The organism is Coprobacter tertius, from assembly GCF_024330105.1.
GTDB classification, from domain to species: domain Bacteria; phylum Bacteroidota; class Bacteroidia; order Bacteroidales; family Coprobacteraceae; genus Coprobacter; species Coprobacter tertius.
This window is the reverse complement of sequence record NZ_JANDHW010000008.1, coordinates 1-22,736: the sequence shown is the minus strand read 5'-3', so window position 1 is coordinate 22,736 and position 22,736 is coordinate 1. Positions and strand designations below refer to the sequence as shown.

Genomic DNA, 22,736 nt, shown 5'->3' with positions numbered 1-22,736 from the left:
ATTTATTAGATGATGTATATAAAAGATAAAGCCAGTTTTGTGGGGCCGAAATAATTTTTGTGTCCATTTCCGAGTTTATTTCCGCAATTACCACGGGGATAACGGTCATATTTTATATACATATATCCTACTCCGATACTTGCTTCAATTCCCCAGTGGCTGCTAAGTATCCACTGGTATCCGTAGGCGATGCCGCCACCGTACATATTCCCTTGATACCGATGTTCTCCCAGTCCTTTATAAAGTTTGAACGGTATTTTAATTCCTCCTATATTATAACCTCCGGCAATAGCATGGAGCCCGATAAACGAACCGTTGAATGTTTCGCAAAACCACCAACGGAATTCAGGTTGTATAAGCCAGTGTTTAAATTGTTTACGGTTTGCAAACTTCCAGGGGTTATAATTGCCCGAAATATCAAGAGTGGTTTTGGGGTCGAATGCGATTTCTACACCAAGGTTGAGCGTCGTCGTAGCATCATAAAAAATATTACTTTTTATGCCAACAGTTTGGCTGTAAGTTATGGCAGGCAACAGTGTCAGCATGAATATGATCAGGTATTTGTTCATAAAATGATTTTATTTTAAATTATCGATTCAGTCGGTGAGGTATTTAATAAAAGAGGTTGTAGTTGTTGCTATTTTATGTCTTTATGGTAGTGGAATTCCTTTTTTATTGTAATTGACGGTAGTGGCTGTTATTTTATTTTGTTTTATGATTATTTCGATTTCTGATGGAGTAAATACGGATGATCTGTTCGTTTCGTTTCCTATAATGTTTATTAAGGTCGCTTCGACACACGTTTTTTCGATATTTGCATCTTTTAGTGTATAGTTCATAACATAAAGAAACCAAGATTGGGTATAATAATATAAACAGAAACAATATAATTATGTTTACTCTGAATTTATATTGTTGAAATGTTGTGAACTTGAAATCTTATGTTGTTTTTTGAGCAAGAGTAACCAGGAGAATAGGAGTGAAACTGTTGTGAACGATCGAAAATCTAATTTTTTCAGAAAGATTTAAATTATTTCGTCTAAAAAGACATAATAATATCGCTTTTCAGACGTTTTTTTAGAGAAATATATATCTTATATTGCAAGTATTTCATTATTTTTGTTTTCGTTTATAGGATATATATATGTATAGCGAAAAAAGAGTATTTATTTTTACTATAATCGAAAGTTCACATCTTCTTCTCATACAGTTTTGAGTTTCGTGTTTTGAGAAAGATCGTATTATGCTGGATTGACTATATAATTTAATATAAGAATTTAGACCTATTTGATTAAATGAAACCCATGAAATTATTTGACGCAAAAAAAAATCCACTCGGAGAATTTTTGGCGCAACGTATCCGAAAAATCGTAATTTGTTCGGCATTGTTGTTACCGTTGAGCCTAATTGTAAGTTGTTCTGACGATGATAAAAAGAATGACGCACCGACTTCTTATCCTTATTCGGTAGGAGTGAGTGATAAGAATCAGAATATGCCTTCGGGCGGTATGATAACTTCTGAATTCTCAGATTCTCCTTCAGGATCTGACATCAGTAAGATTGTCGACAATGATGTGAGTACTAAGTTTGTGACTTATCACAGTAGCTTTTATATAAAATGGGCCGGTAGTAAAAAAATGGCGATTAATTATTATACGCTGACTTCTGCTGCAGATGCTCCTGATAGAGACCCCAAATCATGGACGCTTTCGGGGTCGAAAGATAATTCTACCTGGACGGTTATCGATACCCGTGAAAATCAGACTTTCTCGAAAAGAGGTCAAAAGAATGAATATCAGTTTAATAATAATGAAGCTTATTATTATTACAGGCTTGATGTAAAGAGTAATAATGGTGGTTCGGCGACACAAATCGCAGAATGGACGATGGCCGGTACACAGATCGATATCGACGATCTGATGCAATATGCCTCTGGTAGTTCTCATAGTAATATAACGCCAATGGGTATTCATTATGAAAACCGGCATGTTACAACCGATGAAGATCGTGTATGGTTGAAGACTGCTTCGAATGAGCCTGTCATTCCCTCATCGGTAGGCGGTGGCCGGATGAAAGAATTTGATGTAACTCTTTATCCCTTTGGTAAACCGATACCTGCTGATGTTAACCAACATGGTATCGGAGACTGTTCCGCTCTTGCCGTTTTTGCATCTATGACGTATCTCTATCCCGATTTTATTGAAACTTTAATCAGAGATAATGGGGATAAAACGTATACGGTATCTATGTTTGACCCACAGGGAAAACGGGTAGAAGTTACGGTAACCTCTAAATTTATCGCCGAAGATAACGGTACGATTAAGGCTGTATCGGGTAAAAATAATAAAGCGACTTGGGCGACAGTTCTTGAGAAAGCAATTATGAAATATAATGCCATATATAAAGTTCAAGAGGATATCGGTGGTATCGGTAGTGAAATCGTTGCTCCGCTTTTTACGGGTAACGGTGATAGTTTTGCATTCTATCCAGGAAAATTAACCTCGGATCAGTTAGCCCGTGCTGCGGTTATATCGCTTAAACAAGGAAAACTTGTTGTCGGTGGATTTAACCGGGGAGGTATAAAGATAGAGAATTTCGAGACAGTAACAGCTCATGCATTTACCGTAATGCATCCTTCCGATCCCACAGCTTTGTTTGCAATGCGCAATCCATGGGGATGGAGTCCGAATGATAATGGCTATAAACTGGATGGTGTCGGAAATATTCCCGACGATGGTGTCGTTCCTGGTACAATCGATTTCCGCATAATGGACCCGGGTATCGCAGCACAATCGGGTAATCTTGTAACGGTACCTTATACGCCACCCTCGTATAGTGTAGCTCCTGATTATAGGCGTGTAGCAAGTTATATTTTGAGACAGGTAGGATTATAAAAAATAATATTTACCGTTGTTCTAAAAGACCGTAAGGATTAAGCATATCTTTGCGGTCTTTTTTATTGAATACGATTCATATTATTTGTTTTTGTATGGAAGGAGAATAAATGTAATGTTGTTATAGTATATTTCTGTTTAAATAGTTTTAATGGGTTATTACTACCCCGTTTTTAATACCTGAAGAATTATTTGAGTTGATTGTGTCAGGTATTTTTTTTATTTTTTCAGATTCACTTTATTGGTAATAGATTTTCAGAAGCGATTTGAAATAAAAAAAAGGGAAGACATTATGACCTTCCCTTCAAAAATTTTGACGGAATATTACCATCTGCGGTTTGTGCCGCCGTTATATCCGTTACGGCTATTGTATCCACTACTGTTTCGTTCGGTTTTAGGGCGGGCTACGTTTACATTAATCGTTTTGCCTTCGAATTCAGATTCGTTCAGTTTCGAAATAGCGTTTTGACCTTCTTCTTCGCTGCTCATTTCTATAAATCCGAATCCACGGGATTTTCCGGTGTCTCTATCGGTAATAATTTTTGAAGAGGTTACTTCTCCGTATTCTGAAAATAATCCTCCTAAGCTTTCATCTGTTGTGTTGAAGCTTAAATTTGACACATAAATGTTCATTTTTATAATTATAAAATGGTTAATATTGATCATTTTAATCTATAAGTACGATCCTGACGGCATTAATGCCTTTCGGACCGGCTTCCAGTTCAAAACTGACCTTGTTTCCTTCTGTAATTGAATCGGGAGCATTACTGATATGAAAAAAATATTTTTCATTTGTATGACTGTCCCGGATAAATCCGTAACCTTTTTCCGGATTAAAAAAATCTATTTTCCCCTTTTGTATAACTTCTTCGACTTCTCCTTTTTTAGGAGTCGAAATAGCAATGTCTTCAACATTTATTTCCCGGCTGTTTTGTATTTCGGGAGGGGTATCGGTAATGACGCCGTTTTCATCTACGTAAGCTATCATATCTTCTAATGATCCGCTTCCGGCCGTCGCTTTACGTTCTTCTTTGCGTTTTTGCTTTTCTAATCTTTTACTTTGTTTCTTTTTTTGTAATTCTCTTTTGTTGAATGATACAGCCATAGGCGTAATTTATTTTTTAAGTTTTTTCGGTTAAACCGATATTGTATTTAATTTTTTTCCAGTTAGTTTTTGTATGCTTTTCAGCATCGTATTTTCTTCCTGTGAACAAAAAGACATGGCTACTCCGCTGTTTCCTGCACGTCCCGTACGACCGATACGGTGTACGTATGTTTCTGCTATATCGGGTAAATCGTAATTGATGACAATTTCGAGATTGGCGATGTCGATTCCTCTTGCTGCAATATCTGTTGCTATAATGACGCGTGTTTTTCCTGTTTTGAAGTTAGATAATGCCCGTTGGCGTGCTACTTGTGTTTTATTACCGTGAATAGCTTCACAGCCGATGCCTTGTTTGTTTAATGTACGGGCAATTTTGTCTGCTCCGTGTTTGGTACGTGAAAAAACCAACACTGTTTTTTCTTCCTCTTTTTCGAGGATATTCAATAGTAATTTACTTTTCTGGGGCTTTTCTACAAAAAATAAACGTTGTTCGATCGTATCAACGACTGAAGATACGGGAGCGACTTCTACTTTTACGGGATCTTTTAGGATAGAATTAGACAGTTTGGCTATGGCTTGCGGCATTGTTGCCGAAAAAAACAACGTCTGTCTTTGATTAGGTAAAAGCGGTAATAACCGTTTTATATCGTGTATGAAACCCATATCGAGCATACGATCAGCTTCGTCGAGAACAAAATGCCGGATATGATTTAAAGTAATATACTTCTGATTAATCAAGTCGAGTAAACGTCCGGGTGTGGCGATGAGGATGTCGATACCCCGTTTTAAACTTTCTACTTGCTGTCTTTGATTCACTCCTCCGAAGATTACCGTATGGCGTAATGTCGTATATCGGGTATAATCTTTGAAACACTCGTCGATTTGTATCGCCAGTTCCCGAGTAGGAGTGATAATCAATGCTTTTATTTCCCTTCTTTTACTGGGAGACTGTTGTTCGAGTTGTTGTATAATCGGTATGGCGAAAGCGGCTGTTTTGCCTGTTCCTGTTTGTGCGATGCCCAGCAAGTCATGTCCTTTAAGAGCGATAGGAATTGCCTTTTCCTGAATGGGAGTAGGCCTTTCGTAATTTTTACTGGTTAGAGCTTTTAATATCGGCTCTGATATGTTTAATTCTTTAAATGTCATAAAATGGTTCCTGCCTTAAAGGCAGTTTTGTATTTGATAATTAATAATAGGTATAAAGAAATACCTTGTGAGAGGTTGGAAGGTATGATCTGCGATATAAAATAGAATGGTAGTATTTATTATAATCTGTTTAGTTTTGACTTTGCAATTATAAATTCATTCATTAAAGTCTCCATTACCTCTTTTACGCTGCTTATTTTCTGAGCCAGATAAGCGTTGGCTCCGGCAAAAGCGTATCCCTTTTTCATGTTTCCTCGGGCGGCATTGTACAAGGCTTTTATAATACAATAAGGGCTTTTAGTGTAATCACAGGTTTTAATGCAATGAAACGAACAGTTTCTCGGTATTTCATTCCCTTCGTTTACTCGAAGTATAAACTCACCGTTAAATGCTCGGCCAGGCATACCCACAGGGCTTTCTATAATCATTGTATCATTTTTGTTTGAATCGATATACACTTGCTTGAAGGCTTGTGCGGCATCGCATTCATAAGTCGGTACAAAAATACTTCCCATCTGAACGGCTGTGGCGCCCAGTTCCATAAATCGAAGCATGTCTTTTCCGGTGGCAATACCTCCGGCGGCAACTACTGGAATTTCTTTTTTATCACTGTATTCTGATACAATGGCGACTATTTCAGGAATCAGATGCTCGAGTGAGTGACTATCGTCTTCAATCTGGTCTTTTTTAAATCCCAAATGGCCTCCTGCTTTAGGTCCTTCTACGACGATCATATCCGGCAGATAATTATAAGTGGATTTCCATTTTTCGCAAATAACTTTGGCTGCTCGTGCAGAGGAAACAATGGGGGCCAATAGGGTTTTGCTATTGGGAGTAAGGTAAGACGGAAGGTCGAGAGGGAGTCCGGCTCCGGCAAAAATTATATCGGTTTTTTCGGCAATTGCGGTTTTAACCATGTCTGCGAAGTTCGATAAGGCTACCATAATATTAACCCCGATTACTCCTTTGCTTTTTTCTCTTGCCTTGCGCATTTCTTCTTTTAATCCCCAGATGCAGTTTTGGAGATAATTTCCGGAAGATTGTTTATAGAGCAATCCCAGTCCGGCACACGATATTACACCTATACCTCCTTCGTTGGCGACAGCCGAAGCTAATCCCGAAAGAGAAATACCTACACCCATACCTCCTTGGATAATAGGTAATTTGATTTCTTTGTTTCCGATAAAAAATGATTTCATTATAATTTTAAAATGTGTCACGAAAATTGTGATACACATTTCGCGACGGGTTTAGCAAACAAAGAAATTGATTTTGATGTCGATTTTGACGATGGGAAGGTCCGCAAAACAAAAGCGGAGCAAAACATTGCTAAGAAGGATTCAATACAAATTTAATTGTTCAGGTGACAAAGGTAAGCAATTAATTCGGAAGTTTTTCATAATCGGCCCATTTTATCCGGTTAAAAACTTTTAGATTTTGAATAAAAAGGTGCCAGATTAATATTTAGTATGCTGATATATAGTTATTTGCGTTGTGTCGAGAAAAAGATATACTTAAAATTAATGTATGATTTTTTATTATTTGTATAAGTATTTTGTATGAGTATATGTAAGATAATGGTAGATTCTGAAGAATAATTAACTTTGAAAAAATTATTGATGCGTGATGCAAGATTTTGATAGATATACCAAACAAGTTAATATTGTTATCGACTATATTGATGCCAATATAGACAAAAAATTAGATGTACAGACATTGGCACGGTTAACCAGTTTATCTTCGTATCATTTTCATAGAATATTTTCTTCGATGATGGGCGAATCGTTAGCCAAATACGTGATGCGAAGAAGACTTGAGCTTGCTGCGATCGATTTGGGATGTGATCCGTTGAAACCCATTATGAATATAGCTTTTGAAGTCGGATTTAATTCGGTGAATGTATTTTGTCGCAATTTTAGGAGACATTTTGGAGTGACAGCCGAAGATTATCGACGCAAAATAAGACAGGAATACAGCAAGAATCGTCAATTAGAACACAAAATCAATCCTTCTCAGCGTACATACTCTCACTATTTTTGTCAGCGTAAAATACTAAAAATAGGAGATAAAAGTATGAATTGTAATTTCGAAATTAAACATTTAGAAGCTACACATGTAGTGTATTGCCGCCATTATGGAGCCTATACCAATATGCAACAGGCATTTGAAAAACTAATGAAATGGGCATATCCCAGAGGTTTGGTTGCTTCTCCGGATTTTAAAATGGCAGCCATTTATCATGATAATCCTCATGTAACCGAAGAAGAAAAACTGATTTCTGATGCTTGCCTGATTGTAAAAGAACCTATAAAAACAAATGGTGAAATTAGTGCTTATACCTTGCAAAGCGGGAAGTATGCGGTAGGACGGTTTGAAATATCTTGGGATGAATTTCAGACGGCTTGGCAATGTATGTATATGTTGGTTGAAAAACATGGTTGCCAATGTTGTGGATTGCCTTTTGAGGTGTATCAGAACAATAGCGAAGAACATCCCGAAAAGAAATGGATAATAGATATATGTATCCCTGTTGTTGCTAAGTGAAAAATAAGAATAAACAGAGGATATTCCCATAAATAATGGTTGTATTCTTTGTTTAGGCTTATTTATTATTTGCGATATTGGTGAGACTTTTTCGCCATTCGTTTTATTCCCATGAATAAGTTTGGAAGAGATGTTCTGAAACGTTTTAAAAGATAGGTGAAATAAAAATAATCCCGATAATTAGTGATTATCGGGATTATTTTATTTTCAGTCTTTTGATGTGGTGTATTGCTGCAATTGCACACTCGATTTTACCTTCTTTACACTAGTTCGAATGCTAAATAGCAAGTTTGCATGGGTATCGCATTCTTCGCTGATTATATTGTCTATATCGTTTTTTTTAGATCATTTATCTGGCTGATTCTGCTTCTTTTGTTGTTTTCTATATTTTTCTTATTTTCAATTATGGTTATCTTATTTAACTTTATCAATCTTTATATCCAGTTCTTTTCCCTCTTTCATGATGCCGTGCATTTTCCGGTAGTCCACTTTCAAAGGTGAACGGCGGGAAATGCGGCGGGTACGGACACCTTTGCCGTCGAGATTAAGAATAATAGAGTGATAAAGCTTGGCACCAGGACGACAGATGATGGCATAATAACTGACGGATTGGAACTCGTTTCCTTCGGGGATCTGTTTCTTCATTTTCTCGATGTTAGAGAGTATAAAGGGTCGCTCGGTGTTGAAATTGATTCGCCGGGCATTGTCGAATGTAAATTTGTGAATGGTACGAGGCGAATTCGGCTTGATTTGTGGTTCGGGCGAACCGTAACTGCGGTGTACCGTATATTCATAGCATGTATCGTTTCTCCCTATTAAACTTAGACTGACCATAGAAAGATGATTACTACCATCGTCATCATACCAATGCAACTCATAGGGTTTGTATTGCGAGGTGTCTATACGAGCGATATAGTTGGAAATAATGTTCAGTGACTCTTCTGTATCCATTGTTCCGGATGTGCTTCCGCAACCGGCCAGTAAGAATAATAACAGAGTGAGTAGTGGTAGAGGGAGAATATTCATATTTTTCTTTTGTTTTATTCGTTTCATCTTTTCTTAAATTTGATTACTATTGCTTACATAAATACCATCATTCCAATCCCGCCAAGAATAAAAATGATCGATGTAATTATCATTCCTATTCTCAATCCTTTATCGCCAAACAGGTCGTATAGAAAAAGTAGAAAATTAAATCCCTTGTTGCGTTGTCCTGTCATATCGAAAACCCACTCCCATCGGCGAATGGCCCCGATAAGAAGTAAAACGCCCAGTGCGATAATTATTAAACCTCCATTTGTGGAGGTAATATCAGTGAAAAAATCCGGTTCTTTTTCCATTATACTAAATATATTTTAATAGCTGTTTTATATTACTTTTTGCACATCGTTCTGATTATGTTCTCAAATTTATTAAATTCGCTTCCCGATAGGGTAATCACATCTGCCAGACCCACAAATTGGGAATTGGAGTCGAATGTGGTAAGCAGGCAATAAATCTCTTGCCCTTTTACATCTTCCTCAAAATGTATTTGTATAGGAGCACTGTCTGCACTCTGCAGATCTGCCAAATATGCGAAGTCCTTATTGATAAAAGCATCGACAATAGGTTCTGCTTCGTCTTTACTGCACATAAATTTTTTCAATCCCAGTTTTTCTATTTTGCCGCCACTGTTAATATTTACCATGTCAGAACTACACATATATCCTTTGAAAGCAAAGACTATCATTACTATAATCCCCCCTGTACGTACCCAAAAATCAGATATAGGAATTAAATCGGGAAACACTATGACGGCTATTGAAGTGATGGCTATCGCATAGAACAATTTCGACTTTAGTTTCTCGTCTACATGTTTAAACTTAGCAGGGTTTGCTGCATAAAATTCTCCCAGATAAGATGGAAATTGATTTTTGTTAGTTTCCATTTTTTTTAATATTTATCCTCACGAAATTATATTTATGTGAAGGTGATTAATTATTATTTATAACTTTCATTACCGGCCGCTTTTTGAGGAAGCTGGTTGTTTTAAATTTTTGCACCGCCTCGCCGGTAGAACACAACGGCAAGGCGGTGGCTATGGGGGCCAAATTCAGTGTGGGGCTCCTTAACGTAGGCGATATTTGTCACAACCTATCTTATGTACATAAGGCAAAAGAGGAGAGTTGATAAAAATCTTTCTCTGTTTATAAATATCTATTTGAGGACTATTTGGATGTTGCGCTCATAAACGATTCTTTCGCCTTTTTCTTACATTATGTGACACGTCTTGGATTATCCGATATAAAATTCAGAAGGAATCAGTTTGAAGTCTACAAACTGGTTTTCTACTGGAGCCGATTTAAGCAAGAAAGGCACTATCCTGTCGGAAGGCAACGCCTTGCGGGGTAGATCGCTTTGTTTATCGAATTCATAAGTGGCACACCATGCATCGGCATCACCACAAACGCTACTTCCGATACGAAAACAGAAAGCACTGGATTCATCACGCAATGTTTCTATCAGCTTACGACAATCATCGGGTAAACGGTCTGCGTCTTGCAGTTCATAGATTGTTTCTGCGGTTTTTTTCAGCCATTCGCTGTTACGTATATGCTTTTCATCAAGAGCGAAAACAAATACCGCCGGATAATGCTCGTTGTTGCCGGGGAGCCATAAGGCTGTGTTAGCTTGTACCACGGCAGCATATATGAGTGGTGCTTCCGTATATTTCTTTTGCCAACGATCTTTGAATAACCAAGGGGGACTGCCGGCTGTCGCTTTGAAAAACGGAGTATCCATACTTCTGGGGATCCGGGTGTAAGAATCCAGTTTATCGAGAGCTATGGGATTCTGGAACGCAGCCCGTGTTTCTTCCCATTCTTGTTTGGCTTTTTCTTCTATCTTTTGTTGTTCAGCCCGCTTAGCCCGCAGTTCAGTTACATCGCAACCTTGTGTTTCCAGTTGCTTGATCTCTTCTTCTGTCATTTGGTTTTCCCAGTCAGATACTGGATTTGTAAATAGCTTCATACTTTCAATTTTTTAATGTTGATATTATTTTTCCCAATTCACCAGTTTCCAGGGTGATTCTTCATTCTCCAGCAATAGTGTAACTATTTCATGAGCTGATTCACAGTCTTGTGGTTCACCGTGCCATATGCCTCGTCCTATCACGAAACTCCGACCGTATTCTTCCCATGACGAAAAATATTTTTGAGCGGTATCTGCTGTTATCTGCATCACCTGCCACATTTCATCTTCATTGATATAATCACAAAGGTATGCCCAACGGCCTAAATTCACGGCACGTACCAGATCCCATGCAACGGTGCTCTGAGGTAATTTCCCGACAGGACACCAGCCGTTCTTTAATATGCTTTCTACGATCAGGCACGCATCTCCCATTTTGTTTTCTTCATCATAGCGTTCCTCTGCAGGTATATTTTCCACTCCCCGTTTATGAATGTCCGCTAATACGTTGTCTGCTTCGGCATGAACTCCTTCCTCGAGCAACCATTTTACAATTTCCGCCGTACTTTTATGGTCTGTCACATCCCACCATTCTTTGAGTATGTATTTAATAGTGTCACTGTCGCTTTCGCAGTCGATGGTGTCTATTTTTTCATCATTATATACTAACAGAGGTGCTCCAAAAGCCAGCAAACGGAGTTGTTCTTTGTTCAGTTTTCCCTCGTTGGATCTGTTGATTGTCCACTCTTCATCAAATTCATTCATATTATTAAGATCCTGTGCCACCTGATGGGCATATTCCATTGACTGGCTTGCTATAGTCTCTATGTCAATTCCTGCGGCTTTCATAATTGCCGCTTGTTGTGCCTGTATTTCATCGATATTGGAAACATCGGTTTTCATTTGAGCCATAATTTGTTCCTGCATATTTCCCATATCCGGCATTTGTAGTCCCGGAATGCTTCCGTATATTGCCTGTGCTTGTTCTATTGCTTCTTTTACTGCAGCTTCTTGTGCGGTTTTTACCATTTCCTCGAGATTTTGAGGTGTTTCTTTTTGTTTTGACATATAATTGAAGTATTAATAATATTAAATGTTTATAAGCTATCCTTCGGCTCCTGCCATTAACAGGATTTCTACAATTTCGTTATAGCCGCGTTCACTGGCATAATATAAAGCCGTATGCTGGAAGTTATCCGCCAGATTCACGTTAGTAAGATGTTCTACAAGTACCCCGACAAATTCATTATTACCTTCTTTTGCAGCAAGAATGAGAGGAGTCTCTCCTTTTTCATTTTGAGCATCGATTTGTGCTCCGGCTTTCATCAGAGCCTGACCGATGAACTTATTGCCCGACCATGCGGCAAAGTGTAGTGGTCTGGTTCCGTTTAAAAGGGCTTTATCCACATCTGCACCTGCATCTATCAGTAGTTTAGCAACCATGAGATTTCCTTTCATACAGGCTATAATCAGAGGGGTTTCTCCGTCATCATTCGTTGTATCCAGCATGCCGGCTGTAGTGGCAAGCAAGGTGCGGATAATTTCACCCTGTCCGTTATATACAGCCTGGTGGAGAGGCGTATTGCCCTGTGAGTCACTAATGCCTTCCACAGAAAGACGAGTGACAACCTCTCTCAATCCATGTGCGGTGGCGTAGTCTATCGCTTTGTGCCCAGAACTGTCTGTAAGTTCCGTGTCTGCGCCTTGGTCTATCAGAAATAAAGCCGCATCGGTTCGCCTGTTGTCGAGGAGGCGGATTAGCGGTGAACGCCCTTCATTATCTGTAGCATTCGGGTCTGCTCCATATTGAACGAGTTTTCCGATAATCTCCTTGTTGCCATTCTTGGCGGCTGCATGTAACGGGGTTTCTGAAACGTTGTTTATAACCGAAATGTCGGCATTGCTGTCAAGGAGGAGATTAACGATATCTCTAAAACCTTTGAGGCAGGCATAATGCAACGGAGTATTACCTTCTGCATCACGCTTGTTCACGTCAATCCCTCCTTTTTTCAGAAATATTCCGATAATGCTTTTCTGTCCGTTACGGCAGGCATTGAGAAATGTCAGATTGTTGTCCATATGCTTTTTATAAGTTTTTCAATAGGAATTTCACTAATGCTTCATTGTTTTTAGCCGTCGCTATATCTATGGCTGTAAGGCCTTCATTGTTCACGGCATCGACATCAGGAAGAACGAAGTCAAGCAGAATCTCTGTTGCTTTTTTTGATTCTGTTTCATTACATCCTGCCGCTATGTAATGCAGCAGGGTGTTGCCCCAGTTGTCTTTCCCGGACGAATCAGCTCCAGCTTCAAGCAGTATTTCAAGGATCTCTGCCTCGTCACTACCGCAATGTTTCAGCCCGTATGGATAAGAGCGTGGCAGGGTCGGCAGGATCGGAATATAGCCATCCCAATAGCGTCCACCGTACAAAATCATCAGAGGTGTCTGTCCGCATAAATTAACAATATTTGTTTCCGCTCCGTTTTTTAGAAGATATTGAATGGCAGCTTTTCCCGGTCCGCCACTGACGTAACTGCACGCAAATGAAAGTGCGGTATTTCCTGCCTTATCAACGGAAAGTTCATGATTCCAGCCACATTGCGTCATTAGTTCCAGGATACGTAGATACTGCTCTTCATTTCCTGACGACTTATTATTTCCTACCCATACAGCAAAAGCTGTTCGCTCATCGGGCATACGATAGTCAGGATCAGCTCCGGCATTGAGAATCATCTCTGCTGCTTCGAAATTGGAGCTTGCAAGGGCGCAGGATAACGGAGATATTCTTCCGAATAAGTGGGACATATTCTCATGTTCGCAGGAGGTCTGTAATTCTACTCCCAAACGTAGTAGTGCGTCCAGTGCTGTTCTGTTTTTATAGAACAGTGCCTGAAAGATATCCATACCACCTGCTTGGGCGTACAGTTCATTTTTTTCAGGATCATTTCCGGAAAGTAGGGAGCCGACTTTCGTTGCATAGCCTCCTTCTATGGCAAGATCAAGAGCGGTTTTTCCGGTATCGGATTTATCCTCCGGATCTATTGATGCGCTTTCCAGCAGTTTCTTTGCCAGTTTAAAAATAGATTCTTCCTGTTTTTGTAATATGATGAGTTTTTTTTGAGTCTCATCTATCTTTTTTTGAGGATACTTACCATCTGTCACGTAGGCTATATATTCTTCGGTTCTGCATATTTCAGAGGATATGTCTCCCGCTATCCTTCCGGTCAAATGCAGAACATTTTCTCCATTCATATCTGTAGAGTCAATCTTCGAACCGGAATCCACGATCACTTCAGCCATGCTGAAGTGTCTGTTTCTGACAGCCTCTATCAGAGCCGTTGTTTTTTCTGCCGAACGGGGAACACTGGCTCCGGCTGCAAGCAGTAGTTTGGCAGCCTCGCCTATCTTTTCCTCATCAGCAAATTCATACCGGCACATTCCGAGAATGCACAGCGGAGTGTTTCCTTCATTGTTCTTGGCATTGAAATCTGCGCCACGTTCGAGGAGTATGCGGACAGCTCTATCATCAGCAAATTCACAGGCGAGATGAAGTGGAGTGCGATTTCCATAAGTTTTATCTCTGTTATCAACTGCAATCTCTCTGAAAGCGTCAATTATTTTGCTTTCCGGTTCGCGATACCGATACAGTTCCAATATTCTATCACAAGTTACCATTATCTATCTGTTTTACGAGTTCATTAAGATGATTGTATTTACCGCCGAGAATAGATGATATTCTTCTCACCTCACTATACAGGCGCAGCCGAAATGCACTCTCTGCCTTTAGCCGCATGAGTTGTGTGATCGCTTGAGTGGGCAGAGCTTCTTGTGGCATCGGACAAAATGGAGAACTTTCTTTATATTCCCATTGCTCAAAAGGTGGCGGAAGTTTTTCTGTCTTGTCTATCGGTTCTTTGGGTAACGACAGTTCAGCTTCTCTCAACTGTTCATAGCATTTCTCGTATTGTCCGATTTCAAACCAACAGAGTGCTTTGTTAAACAATAGTGCGGAGTCTTTTCTTACTATTTTGTCAAAACATAAATAGGCAAGGGAAAATGCTTTATGAGTCAGATAAGTCATCCCGGCATTAAACAGGTGCCCCATGTCCTCGTTTGTCATCTCTTTTTTGTCGTCTAACAGTCCCATCAGAGAGTCTTATTATTATTTTATTTCTACATTTCCTTTTTCGTTCATGGCAAACGGAACTGTATAGTAATTAGTCCATACCTTTCGGCCTTTGACTTCAGGGTGTTCGTCTTTTCTGACAAAGTTTAATTCGAATGACTGTTGCACTATATGGTAATCTCTCTTTCTTTCATCACTCCAGTTTTTCCAATGTTGTTCGTATTTTTTGAGTACAGGAGTGATATAAAATCTATATTTTTCTATCGATTTAAACTCATATTGCCCTCCATCTTCCTGGGCTGCTACCAGTTCTACACCTGCTGAGGTTTTTTTGATGATTTCTTCGGCATTCAATAAGTTTAGGTCGAGAGGTGTTGTGTATTGGTAAGAATAATTGATTGATTTTCTCTTTTGGGGCTCTTCTGGCATAAATTTACCATCCGTGTAATTAATAGTCAAGTCATAATCATTATTATCTTTGTCTATGTATCTCACATTGATTTCGCTTAAGATATTCTCTAGTTTGTGATCTTTGGAATCTTCAGACCATTCAAGGCTGTAGATTTTGCATTCTTCAGTATTTATATTGGTTTTTACAAGTTCCTTAATTTTTTCCATTCCTTCGTCAGAAGCCATTGCAAGGTCCTTTCCACCCAATGAACAAGAGGTGATTGTAACTGTCGTAAAAGTAATTACAAATAGATTTTTTAATAAATTCATTTTCATACGATAAGATTGTTAATTTATAAATTGTTTTTAGTTAAATAAAGTCCTAAATCCGTCAAACCTGGTTTTATGAGTCAAAATAATTAATTTCAAAAATGATCTATTTATCAGAGTTGTCGTGTTGAATATAGAGTAACTTCTATAGTCTTATGGTAATTGTCTTTAACAAATTGCCAGTTTGCGGTTTCTATAGCAGTGTGTATTTATCTTTCTTGCTTCTCTTTTAATCCGGTGCGCTTTATAGTAGCTGCGTTTTGGCTCATACCTTTAGTAGTAGAATATTACCCCTACGTACTTTTTCCTCCGTTGTATTGAAAAAGCAAGTATTATCCTCTCTTTATTCTATTTTATAGAATATAAATATATTATATATATGAATATATAATGCTAATAATCAAATAATTATATATAAATATGATATTATAAACTATATAATTCGGTATAAAAATAGTCTTTTCTCACTATTTAGGCAACTAAATGGAACTTTTTTTTCTTCGCAAGCTCTAAATCTGTTTTATCGCAAAAAACAGGCAGCTTAAATAATTGATAGATTATAATATGTAAAATTGAGGAAAAAGATAATAAGAGATTGGCTAAATTAATTGATGGATTTTTTAAGAGCAGATTTGTTGTGTATAATGATAGTCGTATATCGTTTATTACGAGTTTTGGAATTAATCATCTATAATAACACACTCCTCCAAATAACGGTTTATTTCTAATGATATTCTATCTTTTCCGATACAACCACCACCAGCCTGCGACCACAAATTAGGCTTCACACTTCATTTAATCTGCAATTCTATAATCTGTCCGTCGATTGTAATCCTCATACAATATAGATACTTCTCCGTTTTTCAGCAAACGAGTTCTTTTAATAAAAAATAAAATGTTGAATGTTTTTCTTTTCATACTGTCCGATTTAAAAAGGCGTTAAACATACAAAATCAGACACAGAAAGCAAAGATGCAAAATGTTGAATAATAGTGATATAATGTCTTATTCGTGGGGCTTTTTCGCTTCTCGTTTTACTCCCACGAATAAGCACGTGAAAGATGCTTTGAAACGCTTTAAAATGGCAGGTAAGATAAAAAAAGAAATCCCTGACAATCATTGATTATCAGGGATTTACATTGATTTTCTTTCTTTTGATGTGGTGCCACCAGGAATCGAACCGGGGACACAAGGATTTTCAGTCCTTTGCTCTACCAACTGAGCTATGGCACCATCGTGCGTTTTGCGACTGCAAAGGTAGTTATATTTTTTAATTTGCAAAATTTTTGCTTATAAAATAATCCTTTTAGTCATTCAGGGAGTTCCATCCTTGCGCTTTCAGAGCAATTTCAGTACCGTCTCGGGTGATCATACCGGCTCCCAAAGAGGGGTTGGTTATATGTCCGATCACACGTACTCCCGGAATTGTAATTACTTCGTCGTGTAAGGTGAGGGGGACGGTAAAAAGAAGTTCGTAATCTTCTCCGCCATTCAGTGCTACTGTAACGAGATTTATATTGAATTCTTCGGCCATTGAGGCTGTTTGGTAATCGATAGGTATTCTTTCTTCGTATATGCGGCAGCCGGTATGGCTTTGATTGCAAATATGCAATAATTCCGAAGAAAGCCCGTCAGAGACGTCCATCATGGCAGTAGGTACGATATTTCTATCTGAGAGTTCTTTAATAATATCTTTCCTTGCTTCTGGTTTAAGTTGGCGTTCGAGCAGGTATTCTTTTCCTTCGAATGCCGGTTGGAAGTCTGACTCTCCCGCGAAAACTTTTTTCTCTCGCTCGAGTAATTGAAGTCCCATATATGCTGCTCCGAAATCGCCGCTGACACAGATCAAGTCATTTTCACGTGCACCGTTCCGGTAAACGATTTTATCGGTATCGGCTTCGCCAATGCAAGTTATGCTTATGGTAAGTCCTGTCATAGATGCCGAGGTGTCGCCTCCTACAATATCTACTCCGTAAACTTCACAGGCAAGTCGCAGACCGGCATAGAATTCTTCAAGGTCTTCTATCGAAAATCGTTTTGAAATACCCAAAGATACGGTGATTTGTTTCGGTTGTCCGTTCATAGCATATATGTCAGAAAAATTTACGACGGCCGATTTATATCCGAGGTGTTTCAGAGGTACGTAAGTAAGATCGAAATGTACGCCTTCAAGCAGAAGGTCAGTAGTGACGAGTGTTTTTTTGTCTTTGTACTCAAGTACGGCGGCGTCATCACCCACTCCTTTCAAGGTAGATTCGTTCTTCGATTCTAAGTTTTCGGTAAGGTGCTTTATCAATCCGAATTCTCCTAAAGTTGCTATTTCTGTTCTCTTCTTCTCTTCCATAATATGCTTATTATTTTACAACAAAAGTAACGCATAGTCTTGTTTTAGAGAAAATATGCGTTACTTTTTATTTTATCGGGTGGTGAAACAATGCATTTATCAGAATGTTTCTACCAGTTTCTTCATAATTAGTGTCATTTTGGGTTGTGCGGAGGCGGCAGCTTTTTGTACTTCTTCATGAGATACTTTTTCGACTATACCTTCTACTCCCAAATCGGTAATTACAGAAATAGCGAAAACATTTATTCCACTATGGCGAGCTACGATAACTTCGGGTACGGTCGACATCCCTACCGCATCACCGCCTATTATATGAAAATACCGGTATTCTGCCGGAGTCTCGAATGTAGGGCCTTGTGTACCTACATAAACACCTTGTTGTACCTTAATGTTGTTTTCATCTGCGATTTTCAAGGCTTTTTTTATCAATTCTTTAGAGTATGCTTCGCTCATATCGGGAAAACGTACTCCTAGTTCTTCGAAATTTTTTCCTCGTAAAGGATGTTCCGGGAACAGATTTATATGATCACGTATGATCATCAGATCACCGATCGCGAAATCGGGATTCATTCCACCGGCTGCATTCGAAAGGAACAACGTTTTTATGCCTATTTCTTTCATTACTCGTACCGGGAAGGTCACTTGTTTCATGTCATAACCTTCATAAAAATGGAATCTTCCCTGCATAGCCATGATGTCTTTCGATCCCAGTTTCCCGAATATCAATTTACCGCTGTGTCCTTCTACAGTCGAAACGGGAAAATTGGGAATGTCTTTGTAGGGTATTTCTTTTTCTATGGCAATGTGGTTTACCAATTCTCCCAATCCTGTACCGAGAATGATTGCGGTTTCGGGCATTTTGGGAAGCTGATCTTTCAGAAAGGCAGCTGTTTGTCTGATTTTTTCTAACATAATCGAGTTTTTTAGGAATTCCTTTTACTACAAATATAAAAAAAATTTATAGGAAAAACTAATAATGGTACAGTTCTATTTTTCGGTGGTGCGGGGAATGTAATTACGGCTATTTTTCATAACGGTATCGAATATATGATGGTCGAACTCTATTCCCTGTCCTTGCAGAAATTGTACTTTTAAGGGAAGATAATATATCGATTTACGGAGTCGTTCGTCTATATCTTTTTGATGTATAAGCCTTGCTGCATCTTTTTCGGTCACGATGATGACGGGGGCTTCATTTTCTTTTTCAGAAATCGTCTTGATATATGCGATGTCTTTTGCCGTAAAATTATGGTGGTCGCCAAATGCAATCGATCGGGCATGCGTACAGGTAGCTTTTATTTTTTGTTCGAAAGTTTCGGGTGAGGCTATTCCCGAAACAATAAGTACATTATGATGACAAGACAGGGAGTCTAATGTACGTTCGGGCCCGTTGAACAAGGGTATGATTTCTCCATAAGCAAAGGTGGAAAAATATAATCGCTGATAAGGAAAAAGTTGCAAGTGCTTGGTAATAATTCTGAAATCTATCGGTTTTATTCCTTTGGGACATTTGGTAACGATAACGATACTTGCCCGGTTTTTTCCGGATATGGGTTCACGCAAACGGCCGGCTGGTAATAGTTTATCTTCGTATATCAGCCGATTGAAGTCGGTGAGTAATATCGATGTCGATGGGGTTACATACCGGTGTTGGAAAGCATCGTCGAGTAATATTACTTCTATATCGGGATATAACTCGAGCAGTTTGTTTATACCTCTTCTGCGATTAGCGTCGACTGCAACGACTACATTTGGGAATTTTCGTTTCATTTGAAAGGGTTCGTCACCTATCTCTATAGACGTGGATCGGTCATCGGCAATTCTGAATCCTTTTGTTTTGCGTTTATATCCTCTACTGAGTATTGCAATTTTATATTTAGGTGAGAGTAAATGAATGAGATATTCGGTATGTGGGGTTTTGCCGGTACCTCCTACGGTGATATTACCGACAGAAATAACCGGTACCGGAAAATTCTCGCTGGAAAGTATTTCCCAGTCGAAAAGCCGATTTCTTAATCTAACTCCGGTTCCGTAAAGAGCGGCAAAGGGTAAGAGCCATTTGTGTATTTTTACCGTATTTTCCTCATTCATAGCGGTTTGTGATTATTGTTATTCTATTGTAATATCTTCACATCTTGTTTGTATCGGGTCGATATGCTGTATTTTTTTTAATGCCATGTAATAACGGTAGTTTTCGCCGAGAACAGACCGAGTCACTCTGGTCGAAACTGTTGTTGTAAGTTGTTTGATGAATTCTTCATAGATATTCTTTTTTGCCGGAAAATCAACTCGTTTATAATCGGTGACCGAGGCTTTTTTAGCAATCCATTTAACAGCGTCTGATAGACTGCCTAACTGATCTACCAGACCAATATGTAATGCATCGGCTCCGGCCCATACTCGTCCTTCTGCGATATTTCGTATTGCGGTTTCTTGTTTTTTACGCCCCTCGGCACAGCGTTTTATAAAAAGGTTGTACCCACGCTCTACGTACTCTTGCATACGTTTTTTTTCTATATTATTCATAGGACGGTTTATTACCGGAAAATTTCCGTATCGATTGGTTTGTACTCCGTCGAATGTCAAACCTAATTTGTCGGTAAGTAACTCAGATGCATCGGGAACCAATCCGAAAATGCCGATCGATCCTGTAAGTGTAGCGGGGTCGGCAAAGATACGATCGGCATCGCATGATATATAATATCCGCCTGAAGCTGCATAATCACCCATAGAAACAGCTACTGGTTTTACTTTTCTTAATCGGTTTACTGCGGCCCAAAGTTGCTCTGATCCGAAAGCGCTACCTCCCGGGGAATTTACTCGTAAGACAACTCCCACTATCGAAGCGTCGTCTTGTATTTTTTTCATTTCCGACACCAGTTTTTGTGAGTCGATCCCTTCTTCAGTCGAATTTATACCGTCGATTTCACCTGTCGCATATAGAACGGCAATTTTATTTTTGCTGTTGTTTTCGTATTTTTTTAGAGTAACGATATCGGGTACAGTTGCTATATTTAGGTCATCTATCGAATTTACACCGGCTAAGTCGGCAAGTTTCTGCTCTATATCGGTTCTGTAAGATAGGCCGTCGATCAGACCTTCTTGTAATAGCTGTTTTCCGTCTTGCATTAGGATTAGCGAATCGGCGTAATTGTTCAATGTATATACTGCCAATTTTCTGTCGGCTGATATTCCCTTTACTACATGTGACCAAATCGATCTTAAATAAATATTCGTTTGTTGTTTATTGGCATCGCTCATTTGGGTAGAGATATAGGGTTCTACCGCCGACTTAAAAGTTCCGACTTTAAAAACTTGTATTTTTACACCGACTTTATCTAATGTATTTTTAAAAAATATGCGTTCAGAAGCTAACCCTTTGAAGTCGAGCATACCAACAGGATTCAGAAATATGCTGTCGGCTGCAGCTGCCAGGTAATATTCGGGTTGAGTGTAATTATCCCCGTAAGCAATGATAAATTTTCCGCTTGTTTTAAATCGTTTTAATGCTTGTCTTATTTCGTCGATCGAGGCATATCCTCCCGAGAATCCGTTTGCTTCGATGTATATTCCTGATATATTGGGATTTACTTGTGCGATTTTTATAGCTTTTAATATATCGTCGAGCCCGGGAGTTATATAAGTGTTTTCATCGAAGAAAGCTAAAGGATCTTCTTTGGTACGTTCTTGCAATGTGCCTTCGAGTTTCAGATAAAGTACAGTATTAGGCCGATCGGTATAGGTAGGTGTAGAGGTAAACGAAATAGCCCCGATAAGTAAACTGATTCCTATGAAAATGATTAAAAATCCCGAGACGAATACTCCGAGTATACAGGCAAACATGCTTTTAAAAAAATCTTTCATAACAGAAAATATTGCGATAATTTAATATAAACAAAATATTGTACAAACTATAGCAAATATATATTTTATTTTCGACATGATTGTCCTTTTTACTTAATTATCCGTTTTATACATGCAAAATACGATGGTTGGCGATGTTAAACTTCCTTTTTTCTGAGTTTAAAGAAGATGTTCTATAAAAACAATCTTTTAGGCCGTAGTGTTGTAGATGTAATTAAAACATTAATATGGTCCGATTATGAAAACTTCATTTTTATTTTTAGCTAAAGGGTTCGAGGAGATAGAGGCTATTTCGGTTGCTGATATATTACGTCGTGCCGGAATTCCGTTTAAACTAATTTCGATGAGCGGAGAAAAAGAGGTGACCGGAGAACATGGTATAACGGTAATAGCTGATGAGTTGTATGAAAAAGCTAAGTTCGATGATGTTGATTTTTATATTATCCCGGGAGGAGTGGAAGGTACTAAAAATCTTTTCATGAATGACGATTTTAAAATGAATCTGCTCAACCATTATAATCAGGGACATTATGTGGGAGCGATAGGGGAGGCTCCTTCCATTTTGGGAGAATTGGATATTTTAAATGAAAAAAATGCTACGGCATTACCGGCCTATATGCATTTTTTACAAGGTGCTACTTATACCGGATTACCTATCGAGATACAAGATAATGTAATTACAGGACGCGGAGCTGGAGATTCGTTTAAATTCGGAATAGGAATCGTTTCTATGTTGACGGATAAGAATACAGCCGATAAAGTATCGAAAGAACTACTTTTAATTATGGGCTGATTTGATAAATAGTTTTATTTTATTTAAACGGTGATAATATAATTTATCACCGTTTTTTATTGCTTTGATTATTAGGTAAATGAAATTTATTTGTAAAAAATACTTCAAAATCAATATGACTAATCAGAGAAAAGTTATATTTTTGCACATCCAAAGCGATATCAGGCTCAATAATTGAGAACAGGTACAGATTGAAAAAAAGTTTGAAAAAAAGTCTGAAAAAATTTGGAGGTGGAATTAAAAAAGTATT

22 protein-coding genes and 1 tRNA gene are annotated in these 22,736 nt (G+C 38.4%); 3 read left to right on the top strand and 20 right to left on the bottom strand.

The features are described from left to right. Nucleotides 1-5: 5 nt before the first annotated feature. Nucleotides 6-569, bottom strand: coding sequence for a DUF3575 domain-containing protein (locus NMU02_RS09185; protein WP_255027547.1), 564 nt, complete (start codon nt 567-569; stop codon nt 6-8). Between the two features lie 735 nt (nt 570-1,304). On the opposite strand from NMU02_RS09185, the gene NMU02_RS09180 reads away from it, so the two are divergent. After that, entirely contained in the window at nt 1,305-2,894 is a 1,590-nt protein-coding gene (locus NMU02_RS09180) for a C2 family cysteine protease (RefSeq protein WP_255027546.1), read from the top strand. A 324-nt stretch (nt 2,895-3,218) separates the two neighbouring features. Here the strand turns inward: NMU02_RS09180 and rbp are convergent, their stop codons facing one another. From rbp to NMU02_RS09160, 4 genes are all read right to left on the bottom strand, one after another. Next, nucleotides 3,219-3,527, bottom strand: coding sequence for an RNA-binding regulator (gene rbp / locus NMU02_RS09175; protein WP_255027544.1), 309 nt, complete (start codon nt 3,525-3,527; stop codon nt 3,219-3,221). Between the two features lie 34 nt (nt 3,528-3,561). Further along, complete coding sequence (locus NMU02_RS09170; protein WP_255027542.1) at nt 3,562-3,999, bottom strand: cold-shock protein; 438 nt, start codon at nt 3,997-3,999, stop codon at nt 3,562-3,564. 30 nt (nt 4,000-4,029) lie between these two features. Then, nucleotides 4,030-5,145: a DEAD/DEAH box helicase gene (locus tag NMU02_RS09165; RefSeq protein ID WP_255027539.1), complete on the bottom strand. Its 1,116-nt coding sequence runs from the start codon at nt 5,143-5,145 to the stop codon at nt 4,030-4,032. A 119-nt stretch (nt 5,146-5,264) separates the two neighbouring features. Beyond that, on the bottom strand, nt 5,265-6,344 hold the full coding sequence (locus tag NMU02_RS09160; RefSeq protein ID WP_255027537.1) for an NAD(P)H-dependent flavin oxidoreductase: 1,080 nt from the start codon (nt 6,342-6,344) through the stop codon (nt 5,265-5,267). A 427-nt stretch (nt 6,345-6,771) separates the two neighbouring features. On the opposite strand from NMU02_RS09160, the gene NMU02_RS09155 reads away from it, so the two are divergent. Then, nucleotides 6,772-7,689 (top strand): AraC family transcriptional regulator, encoded by a 918-nt coding sequence (locus tag NMU02_RS09155; protein WP_255027536.1) that lies wholly within the window; start codon nt 6,772-6,774, stop codon nt 7,687-7,689. Between the two features lie 414 nt (nt 7,690-8,103). Here NMU02_RS09155 and NMU02_RS09150 read toward each other — a convergent pair whose 3' ends face one another. The 14 genes from NMU02_RS09150 to sppA form a co-directional block, all read right to left on the bottom strand. Next, a complete protein-coding gene (locus NMU02_RS09150) occupies nt 8,104-8,742 on the bottom strand; it encodes a hypothetical protein (RefSeq protein WP_255027535.1) in 639 nt (212 codons plus the stop codon). 26 nt (nt 8,743-8,768) lie between these two features. After that, nucleotides 8,769-9,029: an Imm17 family immunity protein gene (locus NMU02_RS09145; protein ID WP_255027534.1), complete on the bottom strand. Its 261-nt coding sequence runs from the start codon at nt 9,027-9,029 to the stop codon at nt 8,769-8,771. A 32-nt stretch (nt 9,030-9,061) separates the two neighbouring features. After that, the gene (locus NMU02_RS09140) at nt 9,062-9,616 is read right to left on the bottom strand and encodes a hypothetical protein (protein WP_255027533.1); all 555 of its coding nucleotides are present in this window, start codon (nt 9,614-9,616) and stop codon (nt 9,062-9,064) included. 347 nt (nt 9,617-9,963) lie between these two features. After that, nucleotides 9,964-10,698: a hypothetical protein gene (locus NMU02_RS09135; RefSeq protein ID WP_255027532.1), complete on the bottom strand. Its 735-nt coding sequence runs from the start codon at nt 10,696-10,698 to the stop codon at nt 9,964-9,966. 24 nt (nt 10,699-10,722) lie between these two features. Then, nucleotides 10,723-11,706: a DUF1266 domain-containing protein gene (locus NMU02_RS09130; RefSeq protein WP_255027531.1), complete on the bottom strand. Its 984-nt coding sequence runs from the start codon at nt 11,704-11,706 to the stop codon at nt 10,723-10,725. Between the two features lie 36 nt (nt 11,707-11,742). After that, a complete protein-coding gene (locus tag NMU02_RS09125) occupies nt 11,743-12,717 on the bottom strand; it encodes an ankyrin repeat domain-containing protein (RefSeq protein ID WP_255027530.1) in 975 nt (324 codons plus the stop codon). 7 nt (nt 12,718-12,724) lie between these two features. Further along, nucleotides 12,725-14,314, bottom strand: coding sequence for an ankyrin repeat domain-containing protein (locus tag NMU02_RS09120; protein WP_255027529.1), 1,590 nt, complete (start codon nt 14,312-14,314; stop codon nt 12,725-12,727). Next, the gene (locus NMU02_RS09115; protein ID WP_255027528.1) at nt 14,301-14,786 is read right to left on the bottom strand and encodes a hypothetical protein; all 486 of its coding nucleotides are present in this window, start codon (nt 14,784-14,786) and stop codon (nt 14,301-14,303) included. Before NMU02_RS09115 ends, NMU02_RS09120 begins: the two co-directional genes overlap by 14 nt. A 15-nt stretch (nt 14,787-14,801) precedes the next feature. Further along, nucleotides 14,802-15,491 (bottom strand): hypothetical protein, encoded by a 690-nt coding sequence (locus NMU02_RS09110; RefSeq protein WP_255027527.1) that lies wholly within the window; start codon nt 15,489-15,491, stop codon nt 14,802-14,804. Nucleotides 15,492-16,645: 1,154 nt separating this feature from the next. Next, nucleotides 16,646-16,718 (bottom strand) — tRNA-Phe (locus tag NMU02_RS09105). A 73-nt stretch (nt 16,719-16,791) separates the two neighbouring features. Continuing rightward, on the bottom strand, nt 16,792-17,829 hold the full coding sequence (gene thiL / locus NMU02_RS09100) for a thiamine-phosphate kinase (RefSeq protein WP_255027526.1): 1,038 nt from the start codon (nt 17,827-17,829) through the stop codon (nt 16,792-16,794). A 99-nt stretch (nt 17,830-17,928) separates the two neighbouring features. Beyond that, the gene (locus NMU02_RS09095) at nt 17,929-18,741 is read right to left on the bottom strand and encodes a purine-nucleoside phosphorylase (RefSeq protein ID WP_255027525.1); all 813 of its coding nucleotides are present in this window, start codon (nt 18,739-18,741) and stop codon (nt 17,929-17,931) included. A 75-nt stretch (nt 18,742-18,816) separates the two neighbouring features. After that, a complete protein-coding gene (gene lpxK / locus NMU02_RS09090; protein ID WP_255027524.1) occupies nt 18,817-19,920 on the bottom strand; it encodes a tetraacyldisaccharide 4'-kinase in 1,104 nt (367 codons plus the stop codon). Nucleotides 19,921-19,938: 18 nt separating this feature from the next. Further along, entirely contained in the window at nt 19,939-21,693 is a 1,755-nt protein-coding gene (sppA, locus tag NMU02_RS09085; RefSeq protein ID WP_255027523.1) for a signal peptide peptidase SppA, read from the bottom strand. Between the two features lie 238 nt (nt 21,694-21,931). Between sppA and NMU02_RS09080 the strand changes: the two genes are divergently transcribed. Next, nucleotides 21,932-22,486 carry a DJ-1/PfpI family protein gene (locus tag NMU02_RS09080; RefSeq protein ID WP_255027522.1) on the top strand — a complete coding sequence of 185 codons (555 nt, stop codon included), beginning with the start codon at nt 21,932-21,934 and terminating at the stop codon, nt 22,484-22,486. Between the two features lie 46 nt (nt 22,487-22,532). On the opposite strand, the gene NMU02_RS09075 is transcribed toward NMU02_RS09080, so the two are convergent. Continuing rightward, on the bottom strand, nt 22,533-22,736 hold a 204-nt coding region (locus NMU02_RS09075), incomplete at its 5' end, for a hypothetical protein (RefSeq protein ID WP_255027520.1).

Bases quoted from the DNA above. Each gene is read 5' to 3' on its own strand.
- NMU02_RS09185 (WP_255027547.1), bottom strand. From the start codon at position 569: ATGAACAAATACCTGATCATATTCATGCTGACACTGTTGCCTGCCATA.
- NMU02_RS09180 (WP_255027546.1), top strand. From the start codon at position 1,305: ATGAAATTATTTGACGCAAAAAAAAATCCACTCGGAGAATTTTTGGCG.
- rbp (WP_255027544.1), bottom strand. From the start codon at position 3,527: ATGAACATTTATGTGTCAAATTTAAGCTTCAACACAACAGATGAAAGC.
- NMU02_RS09170 (WP_255027542.1), bottom strand. From the start codon at position 3,999: ATGGCTGTATCATTCAACAAAAGAGAATTACAAAAAAAGAAACAAAGT.
- NMU02_RS09165 (WP_255027539.1), bottom strand. From the start codon at position 5,145: ATGACATTTAAAGAATTAAACATATCAGAGCCGATATTAAAAGCTCTA.
- NMU02_RS09160 (WP_255027537.1), bottom strand. From the start codon at position 6,344: ATGAAATCATTTTTTATCGGAAACAAAGAAATCAAATTACCTATTATC.
- NMU02_RS09155 (WP_255027536.1), top strand. From the start codon at position 6,772: ATGCAAGATTTTGATAGATATACCAAACAAGTTAATATTGTTATCGAC.
- NMU02_RS09150 (WP_255027535.1), bottom strand. From the start codon at position 8,742: ATGAAACGAATAAAACAAAAGAAAAATATGAATATTCTCCCTCTACCA.
- NMU02_RS09145 (WP_255027534.1), bottom strand. From the start codon at position 9,029: ATGGAAAAAGAACCGGATTTTTTCACTGATATTACCTCCACAAATGGA.
- NMU02_RS09140 (WP_255027533.1), bottom strand. From the start codon at position 9,616: ATGGAAACTAACAAAAATCAATTTCCATCTTATCTGGGAGAATTTTAT.
- NMU02_RS09135 (WP_255027532.1), bottom strand. From the start codon at position 10,698: ATGAAGCTATTTACAAATCCAGTATCTGACTGGGAAAACCAAATGACA.
- NMU02_RS09130 (WP_255027531.1), bottom strand. From the start codon at position 11,706: ATGTCAAAACAAAAAGAAACACCTCAAAATCTCGAGGAAATGGTAAAA.
- NMU02_RS09125 (WP_255027530.1), bottom strand. From the start codon at position 12,717: ATGGACAACAATCTGACATTTCTCAATGCCTGCCGTAACGGACAGAAA.
- NMU02_RS09120 (WP_255027529.1), bottom strand. From the start codon at position 14,314: ATGGTAACTTGTGATAGAATATTGGAACTGTATCGGTATCGCGAACCG.
- NMU02_RS09115 (WP_255027528.1), bottom strand. From the start codon at position 14,786: ATGGGACTGTTAGACGACAAAAAAGAGATGACAAACGAGGACATGGGG.
- NMU02_RS09110 (WP_255027527.1), bottom strand. From the start codon at position 15,491: ATGAAAATGAATTTATTAAAAAATCTATTTGTAATTACTTTTACGACA.
- thiL (WP_255027526.1), bottom strand. From the start codon at position 17,829: ATGGAAGAGAAGAAGAGAACAGAAATAGCAACTTTAGGAGAATTCGGA.
- NMU02_RS09095 (WP_255027525.1), bottom strand. From the start codon at position 18,741: ATGTTAGAAAAAATCAGACAAACAGCTGCCTTTCTGAAAGATCAGCTT.
- lpxK (WP_255027524.1), bottom strand. From the start codon at position 19,920: ATGAATGAGGAAAATACGGTAAAAATACACAAATGGCTCTTACCCTTT.
- sppA (WP_255027523.1), bottom strand. From the start codon at position 21,693: ATGAAAGATTTTTTTAAAAGCATGTTTGCCTGTATACTCGGAGTATTC.
- NMU02_RS09080 (WP_255027522.1), top strand. From the start codon at position 21,932: ATGAAAACTTCATTTTTATTTTTAGCTAAAGGGTTCGAGGAGATAGAG.